Here is a 22,888-nt window from a genome sequence, read left to right as displayed (position 1 = left end):
GCCGGATGGGATGGCCGGCAACCATTCCCCAGACGGGCGGCGACTATACTCCGCACTCATGAATGCGTCAGCTTCTCTTCTCTCGGCTGCGGGTGGGCCATGAAAATCGCGGTGCTCTGTCATGCCAGCGCGGGCGGTTCGGGGGTCGTTGCCACCGAACTGGGCGTGCAGGTAGCGCGCGCCGGCCATGAGGTCCATTTTGTCGGCTCGGCGCAGCCCTTTCGCCTGGCTGGCCACGGCAGCATGCGTGGGCCTTACTTTCATCAGGTCAGCGGCTACGCTTACGCGCTGTTCGATCAGCCGTACCCTGAACTGGCGGCGGCCAATACCCTGACCGAGGTGATTCAGGAACACGGCGTGGAACTCTCGCACGCCCACTACGCCATTCCGCATGCCACGGCGGCCATTCACGCGCGCGCCATGACCGGCAAGACGCGCGTGATGACCACCCTCCACGGCACCGACGTGACACTGGTGGGCCTGGAGCCCGCGTTTCGCCACACCACCCGCCACGCCATCGAACGCAGCGACCATGTGACGGCCGTCTCGGCTTATCTGGCGCAGCACACCCAGGAAGTCTTCGGGGTCGAGCGCGAGATCGAGGTGATTCATAACTTCGTGGACAGCGAACGCTTTGTGCGCGTGACGGACCCAGCCGTGCGCGCCCGCTTTGCCCACCCGGATGAGGCGCTGCTGGTGCACGTCAGCAATTTCCGCCCGGTCAAACGCGCGGCCGACGTGGTGCAGGTGTTTGCCCGCGTGGCCAGCGAGATTCCGGCGCGGCTGCTGATGATTGGCGACGGCCCCGAGCGCCCGCGAGCTTTCGAGTTGGCCCAGCAGCTGGGCGTGATTGGCCGCACCCACTTTCTGGGGTCGTTCCCGGATGTCGAGACGGTGCTGGGGATCAGCGACCTTTTTTTGCTGCCCAGTCAACAGGAAAGTTTCGGTCTGGCCGCGCTGGAGGCCATGAGCTGCGAGGTGCCGGTGGTGGCCGCCCGCGCCGGCGGCATTCCCGAGGTGGTCGAGGAAGGCGTGACCGGCTTTCTGGCCGATGTAGGTGATGTGGACCGGATGGCCGACGCGGCGCTGCGGGTGCTCCGCAACCGTGACCTCTACGTTCAGATGGGGGCAGCAGGCCGCGAGGCTGCCATTAGCCGGTTTCACCCGCGCCTGATTGTGCCTCAGTACCTGCGGGCCTACGAACGCACTGTCGAATTGGTGTGCTGAAGAGGGGGCGCTTGCCGTAGGAGGAGGCGCCTTCTTCCCTTCAGATGCTATGGACTATGTCTATAAGTGAATAGATTCACGATTTTACGCTTTTGCACTTTTTTTGTTTCCTCATCCGGTAAATAAAAGTGTGCATGTCAAAGGCTGGCGGGAGAGTCTCGCCAGCCTCCTCTTCCAGTATCAGCGCGCCAGACGAACCGAAACCACCGTACTGTCCGCAAACGGCTGCACTTTGACGGCCCGGCCTACATCCACAATAAAGGCGTTCCAGCCGCGTTTGAAGCTGGCCTCATAGCCTTTGTTGGCCTTGACGGTCACGTCAGTATTGACCCAGGCCACAAACAGGCCTCCGCCGTTCAGGGTGGGCAGCACGTCGCGCAGGGCCTCGTTTTCGTCGCGGCGGCCGTTGTTGTTCAGATCGCGGTAGGTAAAGAACTTCAGCTCGGCCACCTGCGCCTGGCCGCTGACCTGAATGGGGTCAATCACACCGGGCCAGTTCACGTTCTGCGGCGTCAGGGTCACCTGGGCGCGGGCGGTCGGGGCGGCGACGGGCAGTTCCAGGGTAAAGCGGCCCCCCTCGACTGGCACCGACGAGACTTCCTGCACCGCCTGGCCGTAAGGATTGACCACCACGGCGGCCACCCGCGTGTCAGCGGTAACGGCGCCCTCCACAGTGCCCCGGATGGTCAGGGCAGACGCCTGGGCAGCCAGGAGGGCAAACAGAACAGCGAATGCACGGGGCTTCATACCCGCAGTCTACGCGCAGGGCTGACGCCCATGTGACCGCAAGTAACGATTGACTTGAGCGATGACACATGCAGAAGAGGGGCTCAGACCGTGTTGTTTGCAGTAAGGATTCAAGCGATAGGAGCAGGAACAAGAGGGACTGGGCGTGGCGTGAAGTCTGCCAAATCCCGCGAGGTTCAGACGCGAGAAGCATCTAGCTCTTCCCCGCTCAACGCACCTTTCGCTTCTTGCGGAGTCACAGGGCCTGGCGAACCTCCACAAGCTGTTGCTGACACGAAGGCGACCCGAACAAACCGGTGCCCTTCTGCAGAAGCAAAGCTCTCTTAAGTGGCTTGCCCGGCTGTGGCCATGACAGCGTCTAACCGGTCTCTCGTTTCGGTCAGGGCGGCAATCTGGGTGCTGATGCGGTCGCGTTCAGCGTGCAGGCGGCCCAGCAACAGTGGGGTGTAGGTTTCGACCGGCGCCTCCAGGCAGGGCAGCAGGTCTTTCAGGGTGCGGCTTGACAGCCCCGCCGCGTACAGCTGCTGAATGAGGCGCACGCGCGCCACCGCTGGGCCCGCGTAGAGGCGCTGGCCGCTGTCGCTGCGACTGCTGTAGAGCAGCCCCTGTTCTTCGTAGTAGCGCAAAGAGCGCACGCTGACGCCCGACTGCTGGGCCAGGTCTCCTATTCGCATAAGCCCCAGCCTAGCACTTGCCTCTGACGTCAATGTCAGGGTTTAGGCTGGCGGCGGCCGAGGGGAAGAGGTGGCAGAGCGTCCCTTGACCTCGGCCCGGAGGACGTATGACCACACTGTTTGACCGCACGCAGCTCGGTGAGCTTATCCTGCCCAACCGCCTTGTGATGGCCCCGATGACCCGCGCCCGTGCGTCTGCTGGTGGCCTGGCCAACGGCGCCATGGCGACCTACTATGCCCAGCGGGCCACCGCTGGCCTGATCGTGTCTGAAGGCGTGCAGCCCAGCTTGCAGGGCCAGTCGAACCCCGGCACGCCAGGCCTGCACACCGACGAACAGGTGACCGCCTGGCGCGAGGTGACGGGCGCAGTCCATGCCAACGGCGGGCGCATCTTTGCCCAGCTGATGCACGCCGGGCGGGTGGGCCACCCAGAGGTGGCCGGCCTGACGCCGGTGGCGCCGTCGGCCGTGAGACTGGACGCCCAGCTGTACACCGGCCCGAAAGGGCTCCTGCCAGCGCCCGTGCCGCGCGCCCTGAGTACCGCCGAGGTGCGTGACGAGGTGGAGGTCTTTGCCAATGCGGCCCGCCGCGCCGTGCAGGCCGGTTTTAATGGCATTGAGCTGCACGGCGCACACGGCTACTTTATTCAGCAGTTCCTGTCATCGAACGTAAATCAGCGCACCGACGCCTACGGAGGCTCGGTGGCGGGGCGCATTCGCTTTGCTGTCGAGGTTGCCGAGGCCACGGCGGCTGCCATCGGGCCGGAGCGGGTGGGGCTGCGGTTGTCGCCTGGCGCGGGCATCTGGGGCGTACAGGAAGAGGACGTGCTGGCGCTGTACACCGCCCTGCTGCGCGAACTGGCGCCGCTGGGCCTGGCGTATGTGCATCTGGGTCTGACGACCGATGAGGACAACTTGATGAGCCTGCGCCGGACGTGGCCAGGCACACTCATCATCAATCCAGCCCACCCGCAAGACACGCAGCCTGCCAGTCTGGCGGTGGGTGAGGCGTGGCTCCGCAGGGGTGCGGACCTCATCAGCTATGGCCGGGCGTTTATCGCCAACCCTGATCTGGTGGAGCGGCTGCGCCAGGGGCTCCCGCTGGCTGAAGCTGAACAGGACGCCTATTACCAGGGCGACCGGCGTGGCTACCTGACCTATTCAAGCTATCAGCACTGAGCCGGACGGCAACGGGTCATCAGGTCTCCTCTGGCAGACGCATGGCCCGGTAGGTGTAGCCCCCTGGGGTGCCGCCGGGCTGCCGGAAGTGCCAGCGCCCCTCGTAGGCGGTGCGGTCTGCGTTGAAAGTGGAGTAACTGAAGTCCTCAGAGCCTTTCTCGCCGTACCAGTACCAGAACCCGGCCTCCTCAACCTGATAGGTGTAGGTGTAGTTGCTGCCATCTGTGCCCATCAGGCGGGAGCGCAGGGTCTGGGTGTCGGGGTCAAACCCCGTGTATGCCACCCCCTTCTGATGACCGCCGCCCTGGTGCAGATCAAAGGTCTGAATCAGAAAAAAGCCCCCTTCCATCCAGGCGTAGGTGACGGTGCCAGAGACCTCCGGCCCAGAAATCTGCCAGGTGCCGACCAGGGGCAGCAACTGCCGCAGGGCTGGGTGTGGGCTCTGTGGCAGCGGCTGCCCGTTGTTGTTCTCCGCCATAGAGCAGTTTAACCGGCCCACGTGTGAGACGGATTCCAATTGAATCGAGCAGCATGCCGGGTGGCATCCGAGTGGACTTGGAAAGCTGCGCGGCAGACTTGAAAAGCTCCGCAGGAGAGCGAGAAGGCACAGATGCAGATGTCGCGATATGGAAGCGCAGACGGTGCCTGTCTCTGCTGCGCTGCAATTCAGCGGCATCCGCATAACAGTCGTTCTGCCCTCCGCCCGGCAGCCAAACGCAAAAGGCGGCCATCCCGTTTGGAATGACCGCCGACTGGGCGCGACCCTTGGCGCAGATCGCCTGGTTTCTGAACAACCCCGACACCTACAGAGTGACCTGCGCCATCCCCGAGGCTTGTCAAGCTCCTGCGTGGCGGCGCCGTCTGACCTACCGCTTCACTCAAGTAGAGCCGTTGCCAACGGGGCTATCAGAGGTGACCTTACTTGTTCAGGGCCTGCTTGACCAGCTCGATAATCTCGGGCATGGTGTCGGCCACCGGGACATTGGCGGCGCCGAAGGCGGCCAGCTTGCTTTCGGGGGTGCCCACATTGCCCATGATGATGGCGCCGGCGTGGCCCATGCGTTTGCCCGCAGGCGCACTGCGGCCCGAGATGAAGGCCACGACGGGCTTTTTCATGTTGGCGGCAATGTACTCAGCGGCGGCTTCTTCATCAGCGCCCCCGATTTCACCGATGACCACCACGGCGTCGGTGCCTTCATCGGCTTCAAACAGGGGCAGCACGTCGGCAAAGGTCGTGCCGATCACCGGGTCGCCGCCGATACCCACCGTGGTGCTGGTGCCCATGCCGGCGTCGTTCAGCAGCTTGGCGGCTTCGTAGGTCAGCGTGCCCGAGCGGCTGATCAGACCGATACGGCCCGGCTTGGCGTAGATCTTGTTGGGCATGATGCCAATCTTGGCTTCGCCGTTGGTGACCAGACCGGGGCAGTTGCCGCCGATCAGGCGAATGCCCTCGCCGCCGGCCGCGCGGTTCTCGGCGTCCAGGGCCTTGACTTCCTGCACGGCGCGCATCATGTCCACCGTGGGCACGCCCTCGGTAATCAGGACAATCAGGGGCATGCCAGCGTGGGCGGCTTCCAGCACCGCGTCGGCCGCGCCCGCCGGGGGCACGAAGATAATGGAGACGTTCGCGCCGTGCTTCTCCTTGGCCTCGGCCACGGAGTTGTAGATCGGCCAGCCTTCAAAATCGGTGCCGCCCTTGCCGGGAGTCACGCCTGCGACGACCTGGGTGCCGAACTCTTTCATGGCGCGGCTGTGTGAGGCGCCTTCGCGGCCCGTCATGCCCTGCACGATGACTTTGCTGTCTTTATTGACGAGGATGCCCATTACTTGTTCGCCTCCTGGGCGGCCTCGTCGGCGGCCTCAAACATGGTGGGGTACATCTGAATCAGGGGGCTGTTGACTTCTGCGAGCAGCGCCTTGGCTTCGTCTTCCGCCGTGCCCGCGATGCGCATGCGCACAGGCTTGGTCAGGATGCCCTCGCTCAGCGCCTGAATGACGCCCTTGGCCACTTCGTCGGCGCGGGTGATGCCGCCGAAGATGTTGATGAAGATGGCCTTGACATCGGTGTCTTTGCTGACCAGCTTGACCGCGTTGTAGACGACCTCGGCCTTGGCGCCGCCGCCGATATCGAGGAAGTTGGCGGGCTTGGCACCGGCACGGTTGACCACGTCCAGCGAGGTCATCACGATGCCTGCGCCGTTACCCAGCACGCCCACGTTGCCGTCGTCCAGCTTGACGTAGGCAAAGCCGTACTTGCTGGCCTCAATTTCCAGGGGGTGCTCGGCTTCCAGTTCGCGCCAGTCGGCCAGGTCCTTGTGACGGTACATGGCGTTGTCGTCAATCTCGAACTTGGTGTCCAGGGCCAGCGGCGTGCCGCTCTCGTCCACGAACAGCGGGTTGATTTCGACCAGCACGGCGTCGCGCTTCAGGGCGGCTTCGCTCATCTTGACCATCATGTCGGCAATCTTGTTCAGGTTGCCCTTGAACCCGGCCTTGATGGCGACTTCGCGCGCCTCGTAGGGGCGCAGGCCCGTCACGGGGTCCACGCGGTGCTTGATGATCTTCTCGGGGGTGGCTTCGGCCACTTCCTCGATTTCCATGCCGCCCTCGGCGGAAGCCATCAGGGTGTAGCTCTGGACGTTGCGGTCCACGATCATGCCGACGTAGTACTCGGTGCCGGCGTCAATGTCCACGGCCTTGGTGACCAGCACCTTGTTCACGGTCAGGCCCTTGATGTCCATGCCGAGAATCTTTTCGCCGTTTTCATAGGCCTTGTCTTCGGTGGGGCTGAACTTCACGCCGCCGGCCTTACCGCGTCCGCCCACATGCACCTGTGCCTTGACGACCACGGGCTGCCCGTAGTCGCGCGCGATCTGGCGCACCTCGTCGGGGGTGCGGGCGACTTTGCCTTCCTGAACGTTCACGCCGAACTGGCGCAGAATTTCCTTACCCTGATACTCGTGAAGTTTCACGGCTGTTCCCTCCTTGGGGGAGTGGGGAGCCTGCGGTGAGGCCCTGACTTCGTTTGTCCCAAGAGATGAGTATAAGCGCAGTGGCTCATGCCGCCGCACGCCTGTCCCCAGACCGGGGACAAATGAGGCGGCTGGCCGGGCCGTGTTACCGTGCCCGTCATGACTCAACTTGAACAGTTGCGTGCGGGGCTGTCGCGGGCGGGCCTGGACGGCGCGTGGCTGAGCAGTCCGGCCAACATCCGGCTGCTCAGCGGCTTTAGCAGCGGCGCCGACGCCAAGCTGCTGGTCACGCCGGGAGGCGTCACGCTGTACACCGACGCGCGCTACGAGGTGCAGGCCGGGGAGGAAACGCGCCTGCCCTCCTTTATTGCGCGCCCGCCCGCCACCCTGGAGCACGCCGCCGCACAGGTGGACGGGCTGCGCCTGGGGTTCGAGGCCGACCACCTGACCGTGGCGGCGCTGGACGAACTTCGTACCTACTGGCCCGGCACAACCCTGGAGCCGCTGGGCACCCTGCTGCGCGACATCCGCACGGTCAAGGACGCGGCGGAAATCGAGGCCATCCGGGACGCGCAGGTGCTGGCCGACCAGGTGTTTGCTGAAGTGCGCCCCCTGATTCGGGCCGGGGTGCGCGAACTGGACATCGCCCTGGAGATCGAACTGCGCCTGCGCCGAGCGGGCGCCGCGAGTGCTTTTGACATCATCGTGGCGAGCGGGCCGCGCGGGGCCATGCCGCACGGCGTCGCGTCCGAACGGGTGATTGAGGACGGCGACCTGGTGACGGTGGACATGGGCGCGCGGCTGCGCGGGTACAACAGCGACATGACGCGCACGGTGGCCGTCGGCGAGCCGGGCGAGGATCTGCGCCGCGTCTACCGCGCAGTGCTGGAAGCCGAGGAGGCCGCCGTGCAGGCGGTGCGGCCGGGCGTGCGCGCCGCTGACCTCGACACTCTGGCGCGCGACATCCTGACCGGGCACGGCCTGGGCGAGGCGTTCGCGCATTCCCTGGGCCACGGCATCGGCCTGGAGGTCCACGAGGCGCCGGGCCTGCGCAGCCTGCACCAACCCAGCCCGGACGTGCTGCAAGCCGGCATGGTCATCACCATTGAGCCGGGGGCGTATCTGCCGGGTGTGGGCGGCGTGCGCATTGAAGACCTCGTGCTGGTCACCGAGGACGGGTATGAAGTCCTCAGCCACAGCGAGAAGGAGCGCCTTTGAGCAGGCCAGGGCTGCTGCTGCTCTGCGCGCTGCTGGGCACGGCCCAGGCGGCGCCGCACCGGGTCCAGGCCGGCGAGACGTGGTGGAGCCTCTCGCGCCAGGCGGGGGTCAGCGTGGCCGAGTTACAGCGCGTCAATGGCGGCGACCGCCTGCTGCGGGCGGGTGAGGTGGTGCAGTTGCCGGGCAGCAGCGCGGCCGATATTCCGGCGCGGCCGGTACTGCGAGCCAGTGTGGCCCCCGCCAGCCCGAGCCCAGCCAGCGTATTTCAGCGCGGCCAGGCGGTGTACTACGGGGGAAGGCGCGACGCCCGCACCGTGATGACGGCCGCCCACCTGACCCTGCCGTTTGGCACCTGGGTGCGCGTGACGCACACCCGCACCGGGCGCAGCGTGGACGTGCTAATTAACGACCGGGGGCCCTTTGGCAACAGCGCGCGCGTCATTGACCTCTCGGACGAGGCGGCGGCCGCGCTGGGGATGGTCAGCGAGGGCGTGGCGCCCGTGACCCTGACGGTCCTGCGCCGCCCCTGATCCAGATTGCCTGCACCTCCGAATGTGTTCCTTCTTCCTGCCTGTCAGGCTGAACCAAGGAGCACGTTCGGATTCGGCTGGGGCCTCATAAGGCCAGCCCCAGGGGTGCAGGGTGATAGAATCGTTCGGGTTTCAACCACACACAGACATGCTGATGTGCTTCACCCACCGAGGAGGATGGTTTCAATGACGATGGAAACGGCGCTGCTGACCCTGGACACCCTGGCCAAGTACCTGAAGGACAAGGAAGTCCAGCTGGACATGGAAGAGAACAACGGTCAGCGCTTTATTCGCATGGGCTGGCGCTTCGAGATGGGCGACGCGGCCGTGCTGGTCAGCGTCAACGACGGCCCCAACAACACCAGCCGCCTGGAAGTCACCTGCGTGACCCAGAAGCAGTACGGTGACCGCCGCGAGGAAGTCGTGTACATGCTCAACGACCGCAACCGCGAGCGCGCCTTCGCCCGCAGCATCGATGCCGACGGCAACGTCTGGCTGGAGTACGTGGGCTTCTACCCCACCCTGGCCGAGATGCCCCAGGAAACCTTCGACACGCTGTTTGGCGGCGTGCTGATGCACTTCCAGGACGACTATGCGGCGCTGGAAGGCTTTGTGCCCCAGGGCGGCATGCAAGTTCAGCAGCCCCAGGCGTAAAGGGGAGGCGGGTTCAGGCCCGCTTCTTTTTAATAGAGGTAAGTGATTTGTTTCACGATAATTCTAGCGCGTGAAATTTTTGTCTCACAATTGTTTTTGCTGCCGGTCCTCTCCCTGATAAGATTAGACCCAGTCTAAACCTGTGGCGCCGACCAGGGCGCACGCACCAAAAGGAGCTTTGCATGGATTTCACCCTGTCCGACGAGCAACGTCAGTTGCAGCAGCTGGCGCGCGACTTTGCGCGCAAAGAGATTATGCCGATTGCCGCCGAATACGACCAGAAGGAAGAATTGCCCTGGCAGGTCGTGCAAAAGGCGTTTGAGGTGGGCCTGCTCAACCCGTCTATTCCTGAGCACGCGGGCGGCCTGGGGCTGGGCATGTTTGACGAGTGCCTGATTGGTGAGGAACTCGCCTACGGCTGCATGGGCATCTACACCGTCCTGATGGCCAGCGAACTGGGCATTGCCCCGATTCTGATTGGCGGCACCGAGGAACAGCAGCAGCGGTTCCTGACGCCTCTAACCGAGAAAGCCGGGCTGGCCGCCTTCGCACTGAGCGAACCGAACAACGGGTCGGACGCCGCCGCCATGGGCACCACGGCCGTGCTGGACGGCGACGAGTGGGTCATCAACGGCACCAAGATGTGGATTTCCAACGGTGGCCTGGCCGAGATCACGGTGGTCTTTGCCACCACCGACAAGGGGGGCGGACACCGGGCCACGGTGGCGCTGGTGGTGCCCAAGGACGCGCCGGGCTTTACCTGGAACAAGATCAAGCACAAGATGGGCCAGCGCGCCAGCCTGACCAGCGAACTGGTGTTCGAGAACGTCCGGGTGCCGCGTGACAACCAGCTGGGCGGCCTGGGCGACGGCTTCAAGATTGCCATGAAGACGCTGGACAAGACGCGCATTCCGGTCGCCGCCGGGTCCGTGGGCATTGCCCGCCGGGCTCTGGACGAGAGCGTCAAGTACGCCAAGGAGCGCGAGGCGTTTGGGAAGCCCATTACCAGCTTTCAGGCGATTCAGTTCAAGCTGGCCGAGATGGCCATTGGCATCGAAACCGGCCGCCTGATGTACCAGAAAGCGGCGTGGCTGGTGGACCAGGGGCAGCCGCACGGCTTCGAGAGTGCCATTGCCAAGGCCTACTGCAGCGAGATGGCCTTTGACGCCGCCAACGAGGGCATTCAGGTGCATGGGGGCTACGGCTATGTGGGCGAGTACCCGGTCGAGAAGCTGCTGCGCGACGTGAAGCTGAACCAGATTTACGAGGGCACCAACGAGATTCAGCGCGTGGTCATCAGCCGCACCCTCCTCAAGTAACCAAGCCGTCAACAGGGAACCGCCCAGAGATGTGGCGGTTCCCTTGTTGTGGTGCGCTCATACGGATTTCGCGATATGGAAGCGCAGACGGTGCCTGTCCGGCTGTGCTGCAATGAAGCGGAATCCGCATCTGTTCCTGCTCGATTCAATCGGAATCTGTATCAGGTGCCGCTGGCGGCCGATTCGTCAGCCGGTGCGGCCTGGCCCTCCGGCGCTTCGCCGCGCGGGCCGCCGGGGCCACGGTGGTTGTGGTCACCGCGCATGCCGGGGCCGCCAAGCCCACCGAAGCCGTGTCCACCAAGCGAGAAGGGACTGGTCTGGAGGCGCCCTTTGATCTCGGCGGCGCGGTCACTGGGAAGGTCGCCCGCTTTCACGGCCTGGTCCAGGGTGGCGCCGCCAGCGGTCACGGCAGCGGCCTTGAGTTTGGCGGCGGTGGTGCCCAGCTGCGCCGCCAGCTTTTGCAGGAACACGTCGGCGTAGTTGGTGTCCGTGTTCTGGGGAGCGGCGCCCTGGGGGCGGGGAGCAGGCTGGGGCTGGGCGCCGGGTGTGCGCGGCCCCGACTGGGCCGGTTGGGTCCGCTGGGCCGTCTGGGCCGAGCTGGCCGTTTGCTGGGCCAGGACGAGACCGAGGGTCAGGGGCAGGGCGGCCAGGGCAATGAGGGGCAGTCTTTTCATGGGTACGCTCCTAGGTGGCGTGCGAGTGCTTCACCACGCGCGCAGTGTGGGGCCAGGGTGTTAAGTCGCGGCTAAAGCCGGTGCGCTAGACTGCACCGCTTTGCGAGACCGGGCGTGGTGGTCAGGGGCGTGGCAGCGTGGGCTGACCGCGTGGCCTGGCCTGGTGACACTGGTGTCGCTGCTGGCCGTGCTGCTGGGCACTGCCCCCAGCCTGCCCAGCCCCGGCCCCGAGACCGCCGCTGCCGGGCGCCTGACGCCGGCCCTGCCCGAACTGCGCCCGCCCGCCGCCCCAGCGTCTCCTGTACCTTTGGTGCCGGGGACACCGCCCGAACCCATCTGGCTGCCGCGCCTCCACCACGGCGCTGTGGCGGTTCAGCCCAGGTGGACCGAGCCGACGCCCCGCCCTTCCCTGAGTCTGCTGGGGCGGCGGCAAACCGACGGCGGCTGAGAGCAGGCCGCTCAGCCGCCCGGTCGGGCAACGCGGCCCTCTAGACGGCCCGCCGCCTACCTTGACCCCTCGCCCCCTTTCTTTCCACGGAGCTTTTCTGTGACCTACGGCAACCGCAACAACAACAAAAATGGCCGGCGCACGCCCCCCCGGCGCAGCGCCCCCACCGCCAGCAAACCGAACCTCTGGACAGGCCTCCTGCTGCTGCTCACGCTACTGGCCAGCCTGGCCTACATCTGGCGTCCCTGGGAACACCGCGACGCGCCCTGGACGCTGTGGAACGACAAGTTCCAGTTCATGACCCTGGGCCTGGACCTCAAGGGCGGCCTGCGCATCGAGCTGGCCCCCGAAAGCGGCACCGCCTCCCGCGCCGAACTTGACCGCGTCAAAACGGTGATCGAGAACCGCATCAATGCGCTGGGCGTGGCCGAGCCCACCGTGACCATCGCGGGCGGCAAGCGCGTGGTCGTGGAGATTCCCGGCGCTACCCCTGCCGTGCAGGACCGGGCGCGCAACATCATCAAGCAGACGGCGCGGCTGGAATTCCGTGTCGTGCAGGACGGGGCGCAGCCGGACCCCACCCTCCAGCAGAGCAACCCGCGCACCGGAGGCTACACCCTGGCGCAGCTGGGGCCAGTGCAGGCCACCGGGGAAGTCATTCAGGACGCCCAGGCCGGCACCGACCCCCAGAGCGGGCGCTGGGTCGTGACCTTCCAGAACACCGACAAGGGCGCCCAGACGTTCGGTGACTTTACCGGCAAGAACGTGGGCAAACTAATGGCCGTGGTGCTGGACGACCAGATTCAGTCGGTGGCCACCATTCAGGTCCGCCTGTTCCGCGACGTGCAGATCACTGGCAACTTCAGCCCCGAGGAAGCCAACCAGCTGGCCCTGGTGCTGAAGAGCGGCGCGCTGCCGATCAAGATCAAGACCGAGGCCGAGCGCTCGATTGGGCCGACCCTGGGCGCCGACGCCATTCGCAGCGGCGCCATTGCCGCGCTGGTGGGTATTGCCCTGGTGTTCGTGATGCTGTTCGCCTATTACGGCTTCTGGTTTGGCCTGGTGGGCGCACTGGGCCTGCTGTTTTCCAGCGTGGTGATTCTGGGCCTGCTGGCGGGCTTCGGTGCCACGCTGACCCTACCAGGGATCGCCGGTCTGGTGCTGACCATCGGCGCGGCCGTGGACGGCAACGTGATTTCCTTCGAGCGCATCAAGGAGGAACTGTTCCGGGGCAAGGGCATCAAGAATTCCATCCGGGCCGGGTACGACCACTCGACGGCCGCCATTCTGGACGTGAACGCCTCGCACCTGCTGTCGGCCCTGGCGCTGTACAACTACTCCACGGGGGCCGTCAAAGGCTTTGCGGTGACGCTGATTATCGGCGTGGTGGCGTCCACCTTCTCGAACCTGGTGTTCGCCAAGTGGTTTATCCAGTGGCTCTCGGAGCGCCGCCCCACCATGAGCGCGCCGCAGTGGATCAAAGACACGCGCATCGACTTCATCAGGCCGGCGACGATTATTACGACCCTCAGCGTGCTGCTGGCGATTGCCGGGGGCGCGGTGCTGGCGGTTAAGGGCCTGAACTTCGGGGTGGATTTTACCAGCGGCACGACCATTGCCATCAAGACCAGCGCCGAGACCAGCACCGAACAGGTGCGCACCGCTGCTGCGGGCGCGGGTGTGGACAAGGTCACGCCGCAAAGCACCGTTATTCAGCGCACCGTCACGCCCGGCCTGACCGGGGCGTCCTACACCATCAAGGTGCCCGAACTGACGCGCGACGAGATCAACCGTGTGGCGGCGGCCATCGAGAAGCTGCCCCAGGGTTCCAAGCAGTCCGACGAAACGGTCGGCCCCGCCGTCGGCCAGGAGCTGACCCAGAAGACCCTGTACGCGGTTCTCCTGGGCATGGGCCTGATTCTGATTTATGTGGGCTTCCGCTTTGACTTCATCATGGGGATGGGCAGCATTCTGGCGGTGCTGCACGACGTGGCCATTGTGATGGGCCTGTACTCGCTGCTGGGGCTGGAATTCTCGATTGCCAGCGTGGCGGCGCTGCTCACCCTGATCGGCTACTCGCTCAACGACTCGATTATCGTGTCGGACCGCATCCGCGAGAACATCAAGGAGATGCGCGGCAAGTCCTACCGCGACATCGTGAACACCTCTATCAACCAGACGCTGTCACGCACCATCATGACCTCGGTCAGCACCATGCTGCCCCTCCTGAGCCTGCTGATTTTCGGCGGCCCCGTGCTGCGGGACTTCAGCCTGGTGCTGCTGGTCGGGATTCTGATCGGGACCTACTCGAGTATCTATATCGTGGCGCCGCTGGTGGTCTACTTCGAGGAGTGGAACCGCCGCCGCCGGGCCGGGGGCCAGGCCGCCAAGGTCTGACCGGAACCCGCTTCCCCGCACCCCTGCCTGACCGGTAGGGGTGTTTGCGTTTGGCAATAAATTGAGCCACGTTATTTGCAAATGAATAAGAGGCGGCCCGCTGTGCGCTATGCTGCCTGCCGATGAGTCTGCACGAACAGAAGAGGGTCGCCATTGTCGGCGGCAGTGGGTACGCGGGCGGCGAATTCCTGCGCCTGGCGCTGGGGCATCCGCACCTGAACGTCACCCAGGTGACGAGTGAGCGCCATGCGGGCACGCCGGTCAGCCTGGTTCACCCCAACTTGCGTGGCCGCACCACCCTCAAATTTCGCAAAGCCGCTGAACTGGATGAGGCCGACATCATCGTGCTGGCGCTGCCGCATGGTCACGCCGCCAAAAGGATTGGAGAATTTGAGGGCAAGGCCAGGGTGATCGTGGACCTCTCGGCCGATTTCCGGCTGAAAGACCCCGAGGTGTATCAGGCGACCTACGGCGAGGCGCACCCCACACCCGACGCCCTGGGGAACTGGGTGTACGGCAACCCGGAACTGCACCGCGAGGACCTGCGGGGCGCCGCCCGCATCGCCTGCGCCGGCTGCTTTGCCACCAGCGTGATTCTGGCGCTGTACCCACTGCTGAAGCTGGGGGTGCTGCTGCCCAAGGACATCATTGCCACCGGTCTGGTGGGATCCAGCGCGGCCGGCGCCAGTGCCACCGACGGCAGCCACCACCCGGAGCGGGCCGGGTCCCTGCGGGTCTACAAGCCGGTGGGCCACCGCCACACGGCCGAGGCGCAGCAGGAACTGCCGGGGCATTTTCCACTGCACCTGACGGCCATTTCCACCCCGCGCGTGCGCGGCATCCTGACCACGGCGCACGCCTGGATTCCTGACGGCTACAGCGACCGCGATGTCTGGAGTGCCTACCGCGAGGTCTACAGCCAGGAACCCTTTATCCGCATCGTCAAGGTCGCCAAGGGCATTCACCGCTACCCCGACCCCATGCTGCTGGACGGCACCAACTACTGCGACCTGGGCTTCGAGATGGACCTCGACACCGGCCGCGTGGTGCTGATGAGCGCCATCGACAACCTGGTCAAGGGCACGGCGGGCCACGCCATTCAGAGCCTGAACATTGCCTTTGACTGGCCCGAGACGGCGGGGCTGGAGTTCGCGGGCCTGCATCCGGCGTAAGCAGATGGGAGGGTGGAGGAACTTACCCGCTCCTCCACCCGGCACCCCACGGCCTACAGGCCTTTGAGCACAAAGCCGCCTTTCGGGTTGGCCTGCAACTGCGCAAAGGCCACGTCGGGGTCGTGCGGCGTGCAGATCACTGCGCCTTCCTCGAACCACTGACCCAGGTACTGCTTGCGGGTCTCTAGTGTGGTTACCGGATAGAGGTCGTAACCCATGATGTACGCGGTGGGGGCGTGCGCCAGGGTGGCAATCAAGTCCGCCACATACACCAGGGTCTGCCCGCCAGCCCGCAGCACCACGCCCTGCTGGCCCAGGTTGTGGCCCGGCAGGGGCAGCACGCTCAGGCCGGGGCGCAGCTCGTGTTCACCGTCCACCACGTCAAAGAGGCCCGCGTCAGCTATGGGCTCGATGTAGGCCGCCAGATAACTGGCGCGGTTGCGTTCGTGGGTGTGGCGGGCGTCGTGCAGTTCCTGGCGCTGCACCACGTAGCGGGCGTTCGGAAAGGTGGGGTCGCCCGTCAGGGTCACGTTGCGCCCGGCGTGGTCAAAGTGCAGGTGGGTGTTGATAACGAGGTGAATGTCCTCTGGGCGCAGGCCCAGGGCGTCCAGACCACGAAAGACCGTCTCGTCGCGTTCCAGGCCGTATATGGCTTCAAACTTCTCGCCGCCCTGGTCCCAGAAACCGGTCTCGACCAGAATGTTCTCGCCGTTTAGGCGAATCAGCAGGGGATTGGTGCGCAGCCGAATGCGGTTGAGGTCGTCGGCCGGGGCTACGCGCTCCCAGAGGGTCTTGGGGACGCTGCCGAACATGGCGCCGCCGTCCAATCGGAATTGCCCGTCGGTGAGGGAATGGACGGTCACGTCACCGATCTGCCGCTGCTGATGCCAAGTCATGGGCCGCAGGCTAACAGACGTTTGTTCTGGGTGCGGTCCGTCAAGAAGGAGCGCGAGACTGTTCTTCTCACAGGCCAGGTGAGAGGCCGGATGGCGACAGGCTAAGATTCAGCTGTCACTTTACGTCTGGTCCACTGCTGGCCAGGTGCCTTGCAGGCGGCGCAGCAGGGCCACCTGACCCCAGTGGTAGGCGCTGTGAACCGCCAGGTCAGTTAGCACGTCGCGGGCGCGGCTGGATGGGTCTCCGGCCAGCACCTGCGCTTCGGCCAGGCCAGCGTGGAGTTCGGCCAGCAGGGCACCAAATTCGGCTTCGGTGGGCGGGGTGTCGGGCCAGACCGCCAGGTTCTCGGGCCACGCCTGGGCGCGCCCGGACGCCAGGTCGAGGCTGGCGCGCTGGGTGATGCTGAGGTGACTCAGCACCTCGGCCAGGGTATAGGGAACGCCCGGTACTGGGCGGGTCGCTTCGGCAAAGGTCAGACCCGCTAGCAGATCGGCCGCCGATGCGAAAGCCGCGCCGCCCAGCAGTGAGAATTGCAGCACGTTCATGGGACCCAGGGTAACAGGCGGCCTGCTGCCAGGCGGCGCCAGCCTGACGCAGGTCTCAAGGGTGCCTCAAGGGCACGTCCTGAGACCCTAAAGCTCAGCCGGGGGCAGCGCTCAGGCGGGGCTGCCACACTACCGTTCAGAGGGGGGCAATCTTTGTTTCAGCTCACCCAGACAAGGATTCCCATGACGCATGCCGACCCCACCCGCTCCACTGCCATTCAGATTCTGCTGGTAGAAGACAGCGAACCCGATATCCTGCTGACCCAGGAAGCGTTTGCCGAGGCGGGCATCACCAATGAACTGCATGTCGCCCGCGACGGTGTCGAGGCGCTTGAAAGGCTGCGGACGCCCGGCAACATGCCCCGCCCCGACGTGATTCTGCTCGACATCAATATGCCCCGCATGAACGGCCTGGAAACGCTGAGGGAAATCAAGCGCGACCCCGCCCTGATGACCATTCCCGTCATCATGCTGACCACCAGTGAAGCCGAAGAAGACATCCTGCGCTCCTATGAAGCCTTTGCGGCCAGCTATGTGGTCAAGCCCGTGGAATTCAGCCGCTTTTACGCCGCTATTCAGGCGTTGGGGCGCTATATGGTCACGATTGTGCGGGTGCCGGGGCCACAGGGGCCGCTGGCCAAGCAGCGCTCGGCCTAGTGCCTGGGGAGAGGTCCCCTACTCGCTGACCAGCGCTTCAAGGAGCCGCAGGGCTTCTTCCAGGCGGTGGGCCTGCACGCGGGCGGCGGTGCGGACCTGACGCCATTCTAGGCGCACGCGGGCCAGACTGAGGGCGTCGCTGCCCAGCTGAGACAGCTGTAGGGCGCGGCGTTCCAGAGCTTCCACCTGAGCGGCCAGGTCCCGCAGCGCGGCCTGATGGGCGCGGGCGGCGCCCAGGGTGCCGTCCAGCTGAGCCTGGGCTTCCTGCTGCGCAGCGTGCAGCGCCCGCCCGGCCTGAACCACCTGGGGGGCGTTCTCGCTGGCGTCGCCGGCCTGCCACTGGGCGTAATTCAGGGCGTGGCGGGCGCGCAGCACATTTGGGTGCAGGGGCACCCCCAGCGAGAAGCGGGCTGTGTTCAGGTCCACGCTGAGCATGGTCAGAGGCGTATCGGCGTCGTTCAGGTCAATCAGAGGCGTGAAGGCTTCCAGAAAGGCGGCGGTCTGCCCGGCCATCAGGCGGGTATGGGCCAGTTGACCGGCCACGGGCTGCCCGGCCTGAGCCGCCTCTTCCAGCTCGGCCACGTTCAGGCCCAGCAGCTCACTCTGGGCGGCGGCGGCGGCCACCTGATCGGCCACCTCCAGGCGGGCGTGGTCGGCGCGCAGCTTGCTCAGCATTTCCTCGGTTTCCCAGCGCCGGACCTCGGCCTGCGTGGCCTGGCAGTCCCACTCAGCGGCGCGTTCCAGGGCGCGCAGATCAGGGTTCTGGCGAATGGCGGCCAGACTGCGCCCGGCAATCTCGGCGTGGGACCGGGCCAGCAGCAGCGGCAGGTCGTGGGCGCGGCGGCCCCACTTGACCGCCCTGGGGGCGGGCGCAATCGGGCCAGGCGTGGGCTGGGCCGGCACCGGCATGGTTTCGGCGAAGCGGGCCAGGTCCAGCGTGGTGCCTTCCAGCCATTTGTCGGCGCGGGCGTCGCCGTACTCATCACGCATCAGGGTGTAGACGTCCTGCAAGACGGCCACCACATCGCGGGGGCCCAGTGCCCTAAGCGCGGGCCAGCCCCGGCGCTGAATGGCGCCCTGCACGGCCTGCTCGGCTTCCCGCACGCCCAGTTCGACGCTCAGGCGGGCTTTGAGCCAGTCGCGGTAGGGGTCGGCGCTCATGACGCTGCCGGTCCGGTCGGCGCGGCGCGGCGCTGCCGGGCACATTCGTACAGCACCAGCGCGGCGGCGGTGGCCACGTTCAGGGAATCGGCGCCCCGCGCCCCGTGCATGGGAATCCCGATGGCCTGGTCAGCCGCGCGCCAGTGGGGGGGCAGGCCCTCGTGTTCGGTGCCCAGCAGCAGCGCCACCCGGCCGGTCAGGGGCGCGTCCCAGTAGCTGCGCGGGGCGTCAGGGGTGCAGGCGAAGGTCGTAAAGCCGCGTTCACGCAGCCACGCGAGCGCCTCGTCCTCGGGCAGCGCGGCCACCGGCAGGGTAAACACGCTGCCCTGAGAGGCCCGGATGACATTGGGGCCGTAGGGGTCAGCGCCGCGCCCCAGCACCAGCACACTCTGGGCGCCGGCGGCGTCGGCACTGCGCAGAATGGCGCCCACGTTGCCGGGTTTTTCCAGGCCGTGCAGCACCACCACCACGGCGTCGGGGCCGGGTTCAGGCAGCGTAGGTCGCGGCGCAGCCACCACCGCCAGCACGCCGTCGGGATGCTCGCGGCCACTGACCTTTTCAAAGGCGGCGCGGCTTAGCCCCGTCGCACCCGGCAGTGACGGGGCCAGGCCAGCGGCGTCGGGGCTGTACAGGGCCGGGCACAGGTAGACGGTTTCGGGTTGCAGGCCGGCCTGCAGGGCGCGGGACAGTTCGCGGGCACCCTCAATGAGCAGAACGCCGTCCCGCTCGCGTTCGCGGCGCTCGCGCAGGCGCACGAGCCGCTTGACCTGCGGATTTTGCAGGGAGGTGATGGCTTCCGGCACACTCATGACCTGTCATTATGCCGGGTGATGTTCTCCTCTGCCGGGCGCCCGTTATGAGCTTTGCTGTCTCTGTCCAGAGCGTTCGCCCGCCCCGGAAAGGGAACCCCCAGAACGCAGAACAGGCGTCCGGCTCAGAAACGCTGATGCATTTTGAGGCCCCCATCGCTTCTGACAGTCTTTTCGGGGACTTTTATGCCTCGGCCGCCGCTGACCTGGGGCTGCCGCTGCTTTCGGGGGCTTACGCCAGTGGGCTGAAGCTCAGCCGCCCAGCCGACCTGGCCCAGCTGCTCAGCGAGGTTGACGCCGTTGAAGCCGAGTGGCTGCGCCGTGACCTGCCGGGGCAGTGGCGAGACGAGCTGCATGATCCAGCCCGCTCGCAGCGGCTTCAGGAAGGAGCAGCCGACCTCCGGGCAGCGGTGTGCGTGGCCACCGAAGAAGGCGGCACCTTGATTCTGGGCTGATGCCGGCGGGGGGCAGATGCTCTAGGGTGGGCGCATGGCGCTGGCGTATCCCCCCTTCAAGTCATGCCCCTGTGGGTCGGGCCGCAGCTACGCGCACTGCTGCTCGCCGCTGCACGCGGGCGCCCCGGCCCCCAGCCCCGAGGCCCTGATGCGCTCTCGGTACTCGGCCTACGCGCTGGGCGACGCCGCGTATGTGCTGCGCACCTGGCACCCCGACACCCGGCCAGACACCCTGAACCTCCAGGGCGGCACCCGCTACGTGGGCCTGCGGGTCCACAGTGCCCAGGGAAACGAGGTGGACTTTACGGCGCAGCTGAAACTGGAAGGTGGCGAGCGCTACAGCTTCCGGGAACGCAGCCTCTTTCGGCAGGACGGCGAACAGTGGCTGTACCTGCGCGAAGTCGAGGAAGCGTAAGCCGGGAACCGCCCGCCAAGCCAGCGCGTAGCATGAGGCATGACGGACAGCCAGACCACCCGCAACACCACCAGGCCGCTTCAGGTGCGCCCGCCAGGCCGGCGGGCCGCGTGGGCCATCGGCGGGGTGGTGGCCGCCGCGCTGCTGCTAAGTCAGAGCCTCAAGGTCATTCCAGCCGGGTATGTGGGCGTGGTCTTCAGCGCCTTCAGCGGTGTGAAGTCGGGCGTACGGCAAGAAGGCATCCATTTGCTGATGCCGTTTGTGGACCGCGTGAACCTCTACGACGCCCGACTGCAGGAAGTGACGCTCGCCCACAACATCAACGACGGCGACGAGGGCGCCATCCGGGCGCGCAGCCAGGAGGGCCTGGACATCACGGCGGACGTGACCGTGCAGTTCCGGATTGACCGCGCCAAGGCCGCCATCCTGCACAAAGAACTGGGACGCAACTACCTGCAAACGGTCATTCGGCCCCAGGTGCGCAGCAAGGTGCGCGACGCCATCGGGCAGTTCAGCGCCGCCGACCTGATCAGCACGCAGCGGCAGGCGGTGGAGGCGAGCATCACTACAGCGCTGCGTCAGGTGTTCGAGCGCAATAACCTCGTGCTGGACAGCGTGCTGCTGCGCGAACTGCGGATTCCCGACAGCGTGGCCAAGGCCATCGAGCAAAAGCAGACGGCCGAGCAGCAGGTAGCCGTCGAAAAAAACCGTTTGCAACAGGCCAACATCAGCGCGCAGCGGGCGGTGGTGGAGGCCGAAGGCGCGGCCAAGGCTTCGGTGGCCAAGGCGCGCGGCGAGGCTGAGGCGCTGTCGCTGCGCGGCCGGGCGCTGCGCGAAAACCCGCAGCTGATTCAGCTGACAGTCGCCGAGAAGCTCTCGCCCGGCATCCAGACTGTCATGCTGCCCAGTGACGGCAACTTTCTGCTGGACGTGGCCAACCTGACCAAGCCCAAGACCGGCAACTGAACGCATGGTGGTCTTGCTGCTCATCGTTATTTTTGCAGGTGTGATCGGCATCGTGTATGTGGACAACACGACCAAACGGGGGCGCGCCCTCCCGCCAGAACGGCGTCCAGATGCGCTGCCCGCGCCGCCACCTGCTGTTCTCCCCGGACCCGAGACGCTGGCCTTGCGTCTGCCCGAGCCGGCGCGTGCCCGCGCGTGGGCGCTGCTGTGCGGTGTCAGAGACGCGCTGGCCGCTGGCGAGACTGACCCCCGCAGCCGCTACCTGCTGACGCAGACGCAGGAGCGCTACCTCCCCGACACCCTGCACGCCTACCTGGCCCTGACCCCGGAAGCCCAGGCCACGCTGCGCCAGCAGGGCCAGCCGGCTGAAGTGCTGCTGGCCGAGCAGCTGACCCTGCTGGAAGACGGCGTGCGCGAGGCCCTGCGCCGCGACCACGCGGCCGCCGACCGCCTGCTGACCCAGGGCCGCTTTCTGCGTGAGCGCTTTGGTGCAGGGGAACTGGTACTGGCAAAGGCGCCAGACCCTGAGAAGTAACTTCTGGTTTTAGGCACTGGAGAGAGGGCTGAGCAGTGGGCTTCCCTGTGACGGGTGACTTGCCGGGCACGTTCAAGCGAGTGGCGTACCCCACCTGACCCTCTCACGCCAACGGACGACAGCGCAGAGTTGCTTCAGGTGGTCGCCAACCCTATCGCTGGGAACAGCGACTACTTAGGCGGGCAGCGTCACAACGAGCCAACGAGCATGGCGTTAGTAGCGCGAGCACCGTCGGCAGCCCTTGCCAGGGATTTGGCCCCAGGCGGGTGCTGGTCCAGTTCACCCGGATGACACGCCCCCTCCATCCCTTAGCCTGCGGACATGATACGAACGGCTTTTCTGGGACTCGGCGCGATGGGCTTTCCGATGGCGGCGCACCTGGCGCAGCAGGCACAGGCACAGGGCGGACAGGCGCTGGTGTGGAACCGCACACCCGGCCGCGCCGAGGCCCACGCCGAGCAGCACGGCAGCTTGGCGGTTGCCCTGACCGACACCGCGCAGGCCGACCTGCTGCTGACCTGCCTGCCCACCAGCAGTGAGGTGGACGAGGTGATGCAGACCCTGCTGCCGCACCTGCGGCCCGGCACCGTCTGGGTGGACTGTACCAGTGGCCACCCAGACGCCGCGCGGCGCCAGCAGGAGACGCTGGCCGCGCGGGGCATTCCTTTTCTCGACGCCCCTGTCAGCGGCGGCACAGTGGGCGCACAGGCCGGCACTCTGACGGTCATGGTGGGCGGCGACGCGGCCACGCTGGCGCAGGTTCAGCCGGCTCTGGCCTTTGCCCGCAAGGTGGTGCATGTGGGGGGCACAGGGGCGGGGTTTGCCGTCAAGGCCGTGAACAACGCGCTGCTGGCCGTCAACCTGTGGGCGGCGGGTGAAGGGCTGGCGGTCCTGGGCCGCGCAGGCGTGCAGCTGGGCGCAGCCCTGGACGTGATTAACGCCAGCAGTGGCCGCAGCAACGCCACCGAGAACCTGATTGGGCAGCGGGTGCTGACCCGCGAGTTTCCCGCCACCTTTGCTCTGGGCCTGCTGGCCAAGGACGCGGGGATTGCCAGCGAACTTACGCAGGCAGTCGGAGGCAGCGCGCCCGTGCTCGCCCAGGTGGCGGCCCTGCTGCGCGGCGCGGCCCGAACGGTGGGCGCCGACGCTGACCATACAGCCGCCCTGAAAGCGATTGAGGCCATGAACGATCTGGAACTGCGCTGAAGGCAGAGGCAGGGAAAAGGGCGGCTCTCCCC

The 22,888-nt window shown here is 66.2% G+C and carries 25 protein-coding genes; 15 read left to right on the top strand and 10 right to left on the bottom strand.

The window, feature by feature from the left end; all coding sequences use genetic code 11:
• Window positions 1-99 precede the first annotated feature (99 nt).
• Window positions 100-1,227: an N-acetyl-alpha-D-glucosaminyl L-malate synthase BshA gene (gene bshA, locus GO986_RS18235; RefSeq protein WP_157460732.1), complete on the top strand. Its 1,128-nt coding sequence runs from the start codon at window positions 100-102 to the stop codon at window positions 1,225-1,227.
• A 180-nt stretch (window positions 1,228-1,407) separates the two neighbouring features.
• Here the strand turns inward: bshA and GO986_RS18230 are convergent, their stop codons facing one another.
• Window positions 1,408-1,974: a hypothetical protein gene (locus tag GO986_RS18230; protein ID WP_157460731.1), complete on the bottom strand. Its 567-nt coding sequence runs from the start codon at window positions 1,972-1,974 to the stop codon at window positions 1,408-1,410.
• Window positions 1,975-2,297: 323 nt separating this feature from the next.
• Window positions 2,298-2,648 carry a MerR family transcriptional regulator gene (locus tag GO986_RS18225; protein WP_157460730.1) on the bottom strand — a complete coding sequence of 117 codons (351 nt, stop codon included), beginning with the start codon at window positions 2,646-2,648 and terminating at the stop codon, window positions 2,298-2,300.
• Window positions 2,649-2,755: 107 nt separating this feature from the next.
• On the opposite strand from GO986_RS18225, the gene GO986_RS18220 reads away from it, so the two are divergent.
• A complete protein-coding gene (locus GO986_RS18220) occupies window positions 2,756-3,826 on the top strand; it encodes an alkene reductase (RefSeq protein WP_157460729.1) in 1,071 nt (356 codons plus the stop codon).
• A 19-nt stretch (window positions 3,827-3,845) separates the two neighbouring features.
• Here GO986_RS18220 and GO986_RS18215 read toward each other — a convergent pair whose 3' ends face one another.
• The 3 genes from GO986_RS18215 to sucC all read right to left on the bottom strand — a co-directional run bounded on the left by GO986_RS18215 (window position 3,846) and on the right by sucC (window position 6,798).
• Window positions 3,846-4,304, bottom strand: coding sequence for a hypothetical protein (locus GO986_RS18215; protein WP_157460728.1), 459 nt, complete (start codon window positions 4,302-4,304; stop codon window positions 3,846-3,848).
• A gap of 440 nt (window positions 4,305-4,744) precedes the next feature.
• Complete coding sequence (gene sucD / locus GO986_RS18210; protein WP_157460727.1) at window positions 4,745-5,650, bottom strand: succinate--CoA ligase subunit alpha; 906 nt, start codon at window positions 5,648-5,650, stop codon at window positions 4,745-4,747.
• Window positions 5,650-6,798, bottom strand: coding sequence for an ADP-forming succinate--CoA ligase subunit beta (gene sucC / locus GO986_RS18205; protein WP_369409454.1), 1,149 nt, complete (start codon window positions 6,796-6,798; stop codon window positions 5,650-5,652). Before sucC ends, sucD begins: the two co-directional genes overlap by 1 nt.
• 159 nt (window positions 6,799-6,957) lie before the next feature.
• Here sucC and GO986_RS18200 point away from each other — a divergent pair, with 159 nt between their 5' ends.
• From GO986_RS18200 to GO986_RS18185, 4 genes are all read left to right on the top strand, one after another.
• The gene (locus GO986_RS18200) at window positions 6,958-8,016 is read left to right on the top strand and encodes a M24 family metallopeptidase (RefSeq protein WP_157460726.1); all 1,059 of its coding nucleotides are present in this window, start codon (window positions 6,958-6,960) and stop codon (window positions 8,014-8,016) included.
• Complete coding sequence (locus GO986_RS23285; protein ID WP_304523465.1) at window positions 8,013-8,546, top strand: septal ring lytic transglycosylase RlpA family protein; 534 nt, start codon at window positions 8,013-8,015, stop codon at window positions 8,544-8,546. The genes GO986_RS18200 and GO986_RS23285 overlap by 4 nt, the downstream gene beginning before the upstream one ends.
• A 186-nt stretch (window positions 8,547-8,732) precedes the next feature.
• Entirely contained in the window at window positions 8,733-9,200 is a 468-nt protein-coding gene (locus GO986_RS18190; protein ID WP_157460725.1) for a type III secretion system chaperone family protein, read from the top strand.
• Between the two features lie 182 nt (window positions 9,201-9,382).
• Window positions 9,383-10,519, top strand: a complete 1,137-nt coding sequence (locus GO986_RS18185) for an acyl-CoA dehydrogenase family protein (RefSeq protein WP_157460724.1) — start codon at window positions 9,383-9,385, stop codon at window positions 10,517-10,519.
• A gap of 161 nt (window positions 10,520-10,680) precedes the next feature.
• Here GO986_RS18185 and GO986_RS18180 read toward each other — a convergent pair whose 3' ends face one another.
• A complete protein-coding gene (locus tag GO986_RS18180; RefSeq protein WP_157460723.1) occupies window positions 10,681-11,193 on the bottom strand; it encodes a hypothetical protein in 513 nt (170 codons plus the stop codon).
• A gap of 100 nt (window positions 11,194-11,293) precedes the next feature.
• Between GO986_RS18180 and GO986_RS18175 the strand changes: the two genes are divergently transcribed.
• The 3 genes from GO986_RS18175 (at window position 11,294) to argC (ending at window position 15,210) form a co-directional block, all read left to right on the top strand.
• Window positions 11,294-11,641 (top strand): hypothetical protein, encoded by a 348-nt coding sequence (locus GO986_RS18175; protein WP_157460722.1) that lies wholly within the window; start codon window positions 11,294-11,296, stop codon window positions 11,639-11,641.
• A 99-nt stretch (window positions 11,642-11,740) separates the two neighbouring features.
• A complete protein-coding gene (gene secD, locus GO986_RS18170) occupies window positions 11,741-14,038 on the top strand; it encodes a protein translocase subunit SecD (RefSeq protein WP_369409453.1) in 2,298 nt (765 codons plus the stop codon).
• 122 nt (window positions 14,039-14,160) lie between these two features.
• Complete coding sequence (gene argC, locus GO986_RS18165) at window positions 14,161-15,210, top strand: N-acetyl-gamma-glutamyl-phosphate reductase (RefSeq protein WP_157460721.1); 1,050 nt, start codon at window positions 14,161-14,163, stop codon at window positions 15,208-15,210.
• A 53-nt stretch (window positions 15,211-15,263) separates the two neighbouring features.
• Here argC and GO986_RS18160 read toward each other — a convergent pair whose 3' ends face one another.
• Together GO986_RS18160 and GO986_RS18155 are read right to left on the bottom strand one after the other, a co-directional pair.
• On the bottom strand, window positions 15,264-16,106 hold the full coding sequence (locus GO986_RS18160; protein ID WP_198170806.1) for an MBL fold metallo-hydrolase: 843 nt from the start codon (window positions 16,104-16,106) through the stop codon (window positions 15,264-15,266).
• 120 nt (window positions 16,107-16,226) lie between these two features.
• Complete coding sequence (locus tag GO986_RS18155) at window positions 16,227-16,652, bottom strand: maleylpyruvate isomerase N-terminal domain-containing protein (protein ID WP_157460720.1); 426 nt, start codon at window positions 16,650-16,652, stop codon at window positions 16,227-16,229.
• A gap of 183 nt (window positions 16,653-16,835) precedes the next feature.
• Between GO986_RS18155 and GO986_RS18150 the strand changes: the two genes are divergently transcribed.
• The gene (locus GO986_RS18150; RefSeq protein ID WP_157460719.1) at window positions 16,836-17,309 is read left to right on the top strand and encodes a response regulator; all 474 of its coding nucleotides are present in this window, start codon (window positions 16,836-16,838) and stop codon (window positions 17,307-17,309) included.
• Between the two features lie 18 nt (window positions 17,310-17,327).
• On the opposite strand, the gene GO986_RS18145 is transcribed toward GO986_RS18150, so the two are convergent.
• The gene (locus GO986_RS18145) at window positions 17,328-18,515 is read right to left on the bottom strand and encodes a hypothetical protein (RefSeq protein WP_232337881.1); all 1,188 of its coding nucleotides are present in this window, start codon (window positions 18,513-18,515) and stop codon (window positions 17,328-17,330) included.
• Window positions 18,467-19,279 carry a TrmH family RNA methyltransferase gene (locus tag GO986_RS18140; protein ID WP_157460718.1) on the bottom strand — a complete coding sequence of 271 codons (813 nt, stop codon included), beginning with the start codon at window positions 19,277-19,279 and terminating at the stop codon, window positions 18,467-18,469. Before GO986_RS18140 ends, GO986_RS18145 begins: the two co-directional genes overlap by 49 nt.
• Window positions 19,280-19,416: 137 nt before the next feature.
• Between GO986_RS18140 and GO986_RS18135 the strand changes: the two genes are divergently transcribed.
• The 5 genes from GO986_RS18135 to GO986_RS18115 all read left to right on the top strand — a co-directional run bounded on the left by GO986_RS18135 (window position 19,417) and on the right by GO986_RS18115 (window position 22,856).
• Window positions 19,417-19,734: a hypothetical protein gene (locus GO986_RS18135; protein WP_157460717.1), complete on the top strand. Its 318-nt coding sequence runs from the start codon at window positions 19,417-19,419 to the stop codon at window positions 19,732-19,734.
• Between the two features lie 34 nt (window positions 19,735-19,768).
• On the top strand, window positions 19,769-20,149 hold the full coding sequence (locus GO986_RS18130; protein ID WP_157460716.1) for a YchJ family protein: 381 nt from the start codon (window positions 19,769-19,771) through the stop codon (window positions 20,147-20,149).
• Between the two features lie 39 nt (window positions 20,150-20,188).
• On the top strand, window positions 20,189-21,115 hold the full coding sequence (locus GO986_RS18125; RefSeq protein ID WP_157460715.1) for a prohibitin family protein: 927 nt from the start codon (window positions 20,189-20,191) through the stop codon (window positions 21,113-21,115).
• A gap of 4 nt (window positions 21,116-21,119) precedes the next feature.
• On the top strand, window positions 21,120-21,650 hold the full coding sequence (locus tag GO986_RS18120) for a hypothetical protein (RefSeq protein WP_157460714.1): 531 nt from the start codon (window positions 21,120-21,122) through the stop codon (window positions 21,648-21,650).
• 321 nt (window positions 21,651-21,971) lie between these two features.
• Window positions 21,972-22,856 carry an NAD(P)-dependent oxidoreductase gene (locus tag GO986_RS18115; protein WP_157460713.1) on the top strand — a complete coding sequence of 295 codons (885 nt, stop codon included), beginning with the start codon at window positions 21,972-21,974 and terminating at the stop codon, window positions 22,854-22,856.
• The last annotated feature ends 32 nt before the right edge of the window (window positions 22,857-22,888 follow it).

The sequence above is a fragment of the Deinococcus arboris genome, assembly GCF_009755355.1.
Taxonomy (GTDB): Bacteria; Deinococcota; Deinococci; order Deinococcales; family Deinococcaceae; genus Deinococcus; species Deinococcus betulae.
The sequence above is the reverse complement of the archived record's forward strand: the minus strand, read 5'-3'. Positions and strand labels throughout refer to the sequence as shown.

Coding starts and splice junctions, on each gene's coding strand:
- bshA (WP_157460732.1), top strand. CDS start 100: ATGAAAATCGCGGTGCTCTGTCATGCCAGCGCGGGCGGTTCGGGGGTC.
- GO986_RS18230 (WP_157460731.1), bottom strand. CDS start 1,974: ATGAAGCCCCGTGCATTCGCTGTTCTGTTTGCCCTCCTGGCTGCCCAG.
- GO986_RS18225 (WP_157460730.1), bottom strand. CDS start 2,648: ATGCGAATAGGAGACCTGGCCCAGCAGTCGGGCGTCAGCGTGCGCTCT.
- GO986_RS18220 (WP_157460729.1), top strand. CDS start 2,756: ATGACCACACTGTTTGACCGCACGCAGCTCGGTGAGCTTATCCTGCCC.
- GO986_RS18215 (WP_157460728.1), bottom strand. CDS start 4,304: ATGGCGGAGAACAACAACGGGCAGCCGCTGCCACAGAGCCCACACCCA.
- sucD (WP_157460727.1), bottom strand. CDS start 5,650: ATGGGCATCCTCGTCAATAAAGACAGCAAAGTCATCGTGCAGGGCATG.
- GO986_RS18200 (WP_157460726.1), top strand. CDS start 6,958: ATGACTCAACTTGAACAGTTGCGTGCGGGGCTGTCGCGGGCGGGCCTG.
- GO986_RS18190 (WP_157460725.1), top strand. CDS start 8,733: ATGACGATGGAAACGGCGCTGCTGACCCTGGACACCCTGGCCAAGTAC.
- GO986_RS18185 (WP_157460724.1), top strand. CDS start 9,383: ATGGATTTCACCCTGTCCGACGAGCAACGTCAGTTGCAGCAGCTGGCG.
- GO986_RS18180 (WP_157460723.1), bottom strand. CDS start 11,193: ATGAAAAGACTGCCCCTCATTGCCCTGGCCGCCCTGCCCCTGACCCTC.
- argC (WP_157460721.1), top strand. CDS start 14,161: ATGAGTCTGCACGAACAGAAGAGGGTCGCCATTGTCGGCGGCAGTGGG.
- GO986_RS18160 (WP_198170806.1), bottom strand. CDS start 16,106: ATGACTTGGCATCAGCAGCGGCAGATCGGTGACGTGACCGTCCATTCC.
- GO986_RS18155 (WP_157460720.1), bottom strand. CDS start 16,652: ATGAACGTGCTGCAATTCTCACTGCTGGGCGGCGCGGCTTTCGCATCG.
- GO986_RS18150 (WP_157460719.1), top strand. CDS start 16,836: ATGACGCATGCCGACCCCACCCGCTCCACTGCCATTCAGATTCTGCTG.
- GO986_RS18145 (WP_232337881.1), bottom strand. CDS start 18,515: ATGTGCCCGGCAGCGCCGCGCCGCGCCGACCGGACCGGCAGCGTCATG.
- GO986_RS18140 (WP_157460718.1), bottom strand. CDS start 19,279: ATGAGTGTGCCGGAAGCCATCACCTCCCTGCAAAATCCGCAGGTCAAG.
- GO986_RS18135 (WP_157460717.1), top strand. CDS start 19,417: ATGCATTTTGAGGCCCCCATCGCTTCTGACAGTCTTTTCGGGGACTTT.
- GO986_RS18130 (WP_157460716.1), top strand. CDS start 19,769: ATGGCGCTGGCGTATCCCCCCTTCAAGTCATGCCCCTGTGGGTCGGGC.
- GO986_RS18125 (WP_157460715.1), top strand. CDS start 20,189: ATGACGGACAGCCAGACCACCCGCAACACCACCAGGCCGCTTCAGGTG.
- GO986_RS18120 (WP_157460714.1), top strand. CDS start 21,120: ATGGTGGTCTTGCTGCTCATCGTTATTTTTGCAGGTGTGATCGGCATC.
- GO986_RS18115 (WP_157460713.1), top strand. CDS start 21,972: ATGATACGAACGGCTTTTCTGGGACTCGGCGCGATGGGCTTTCCGATG.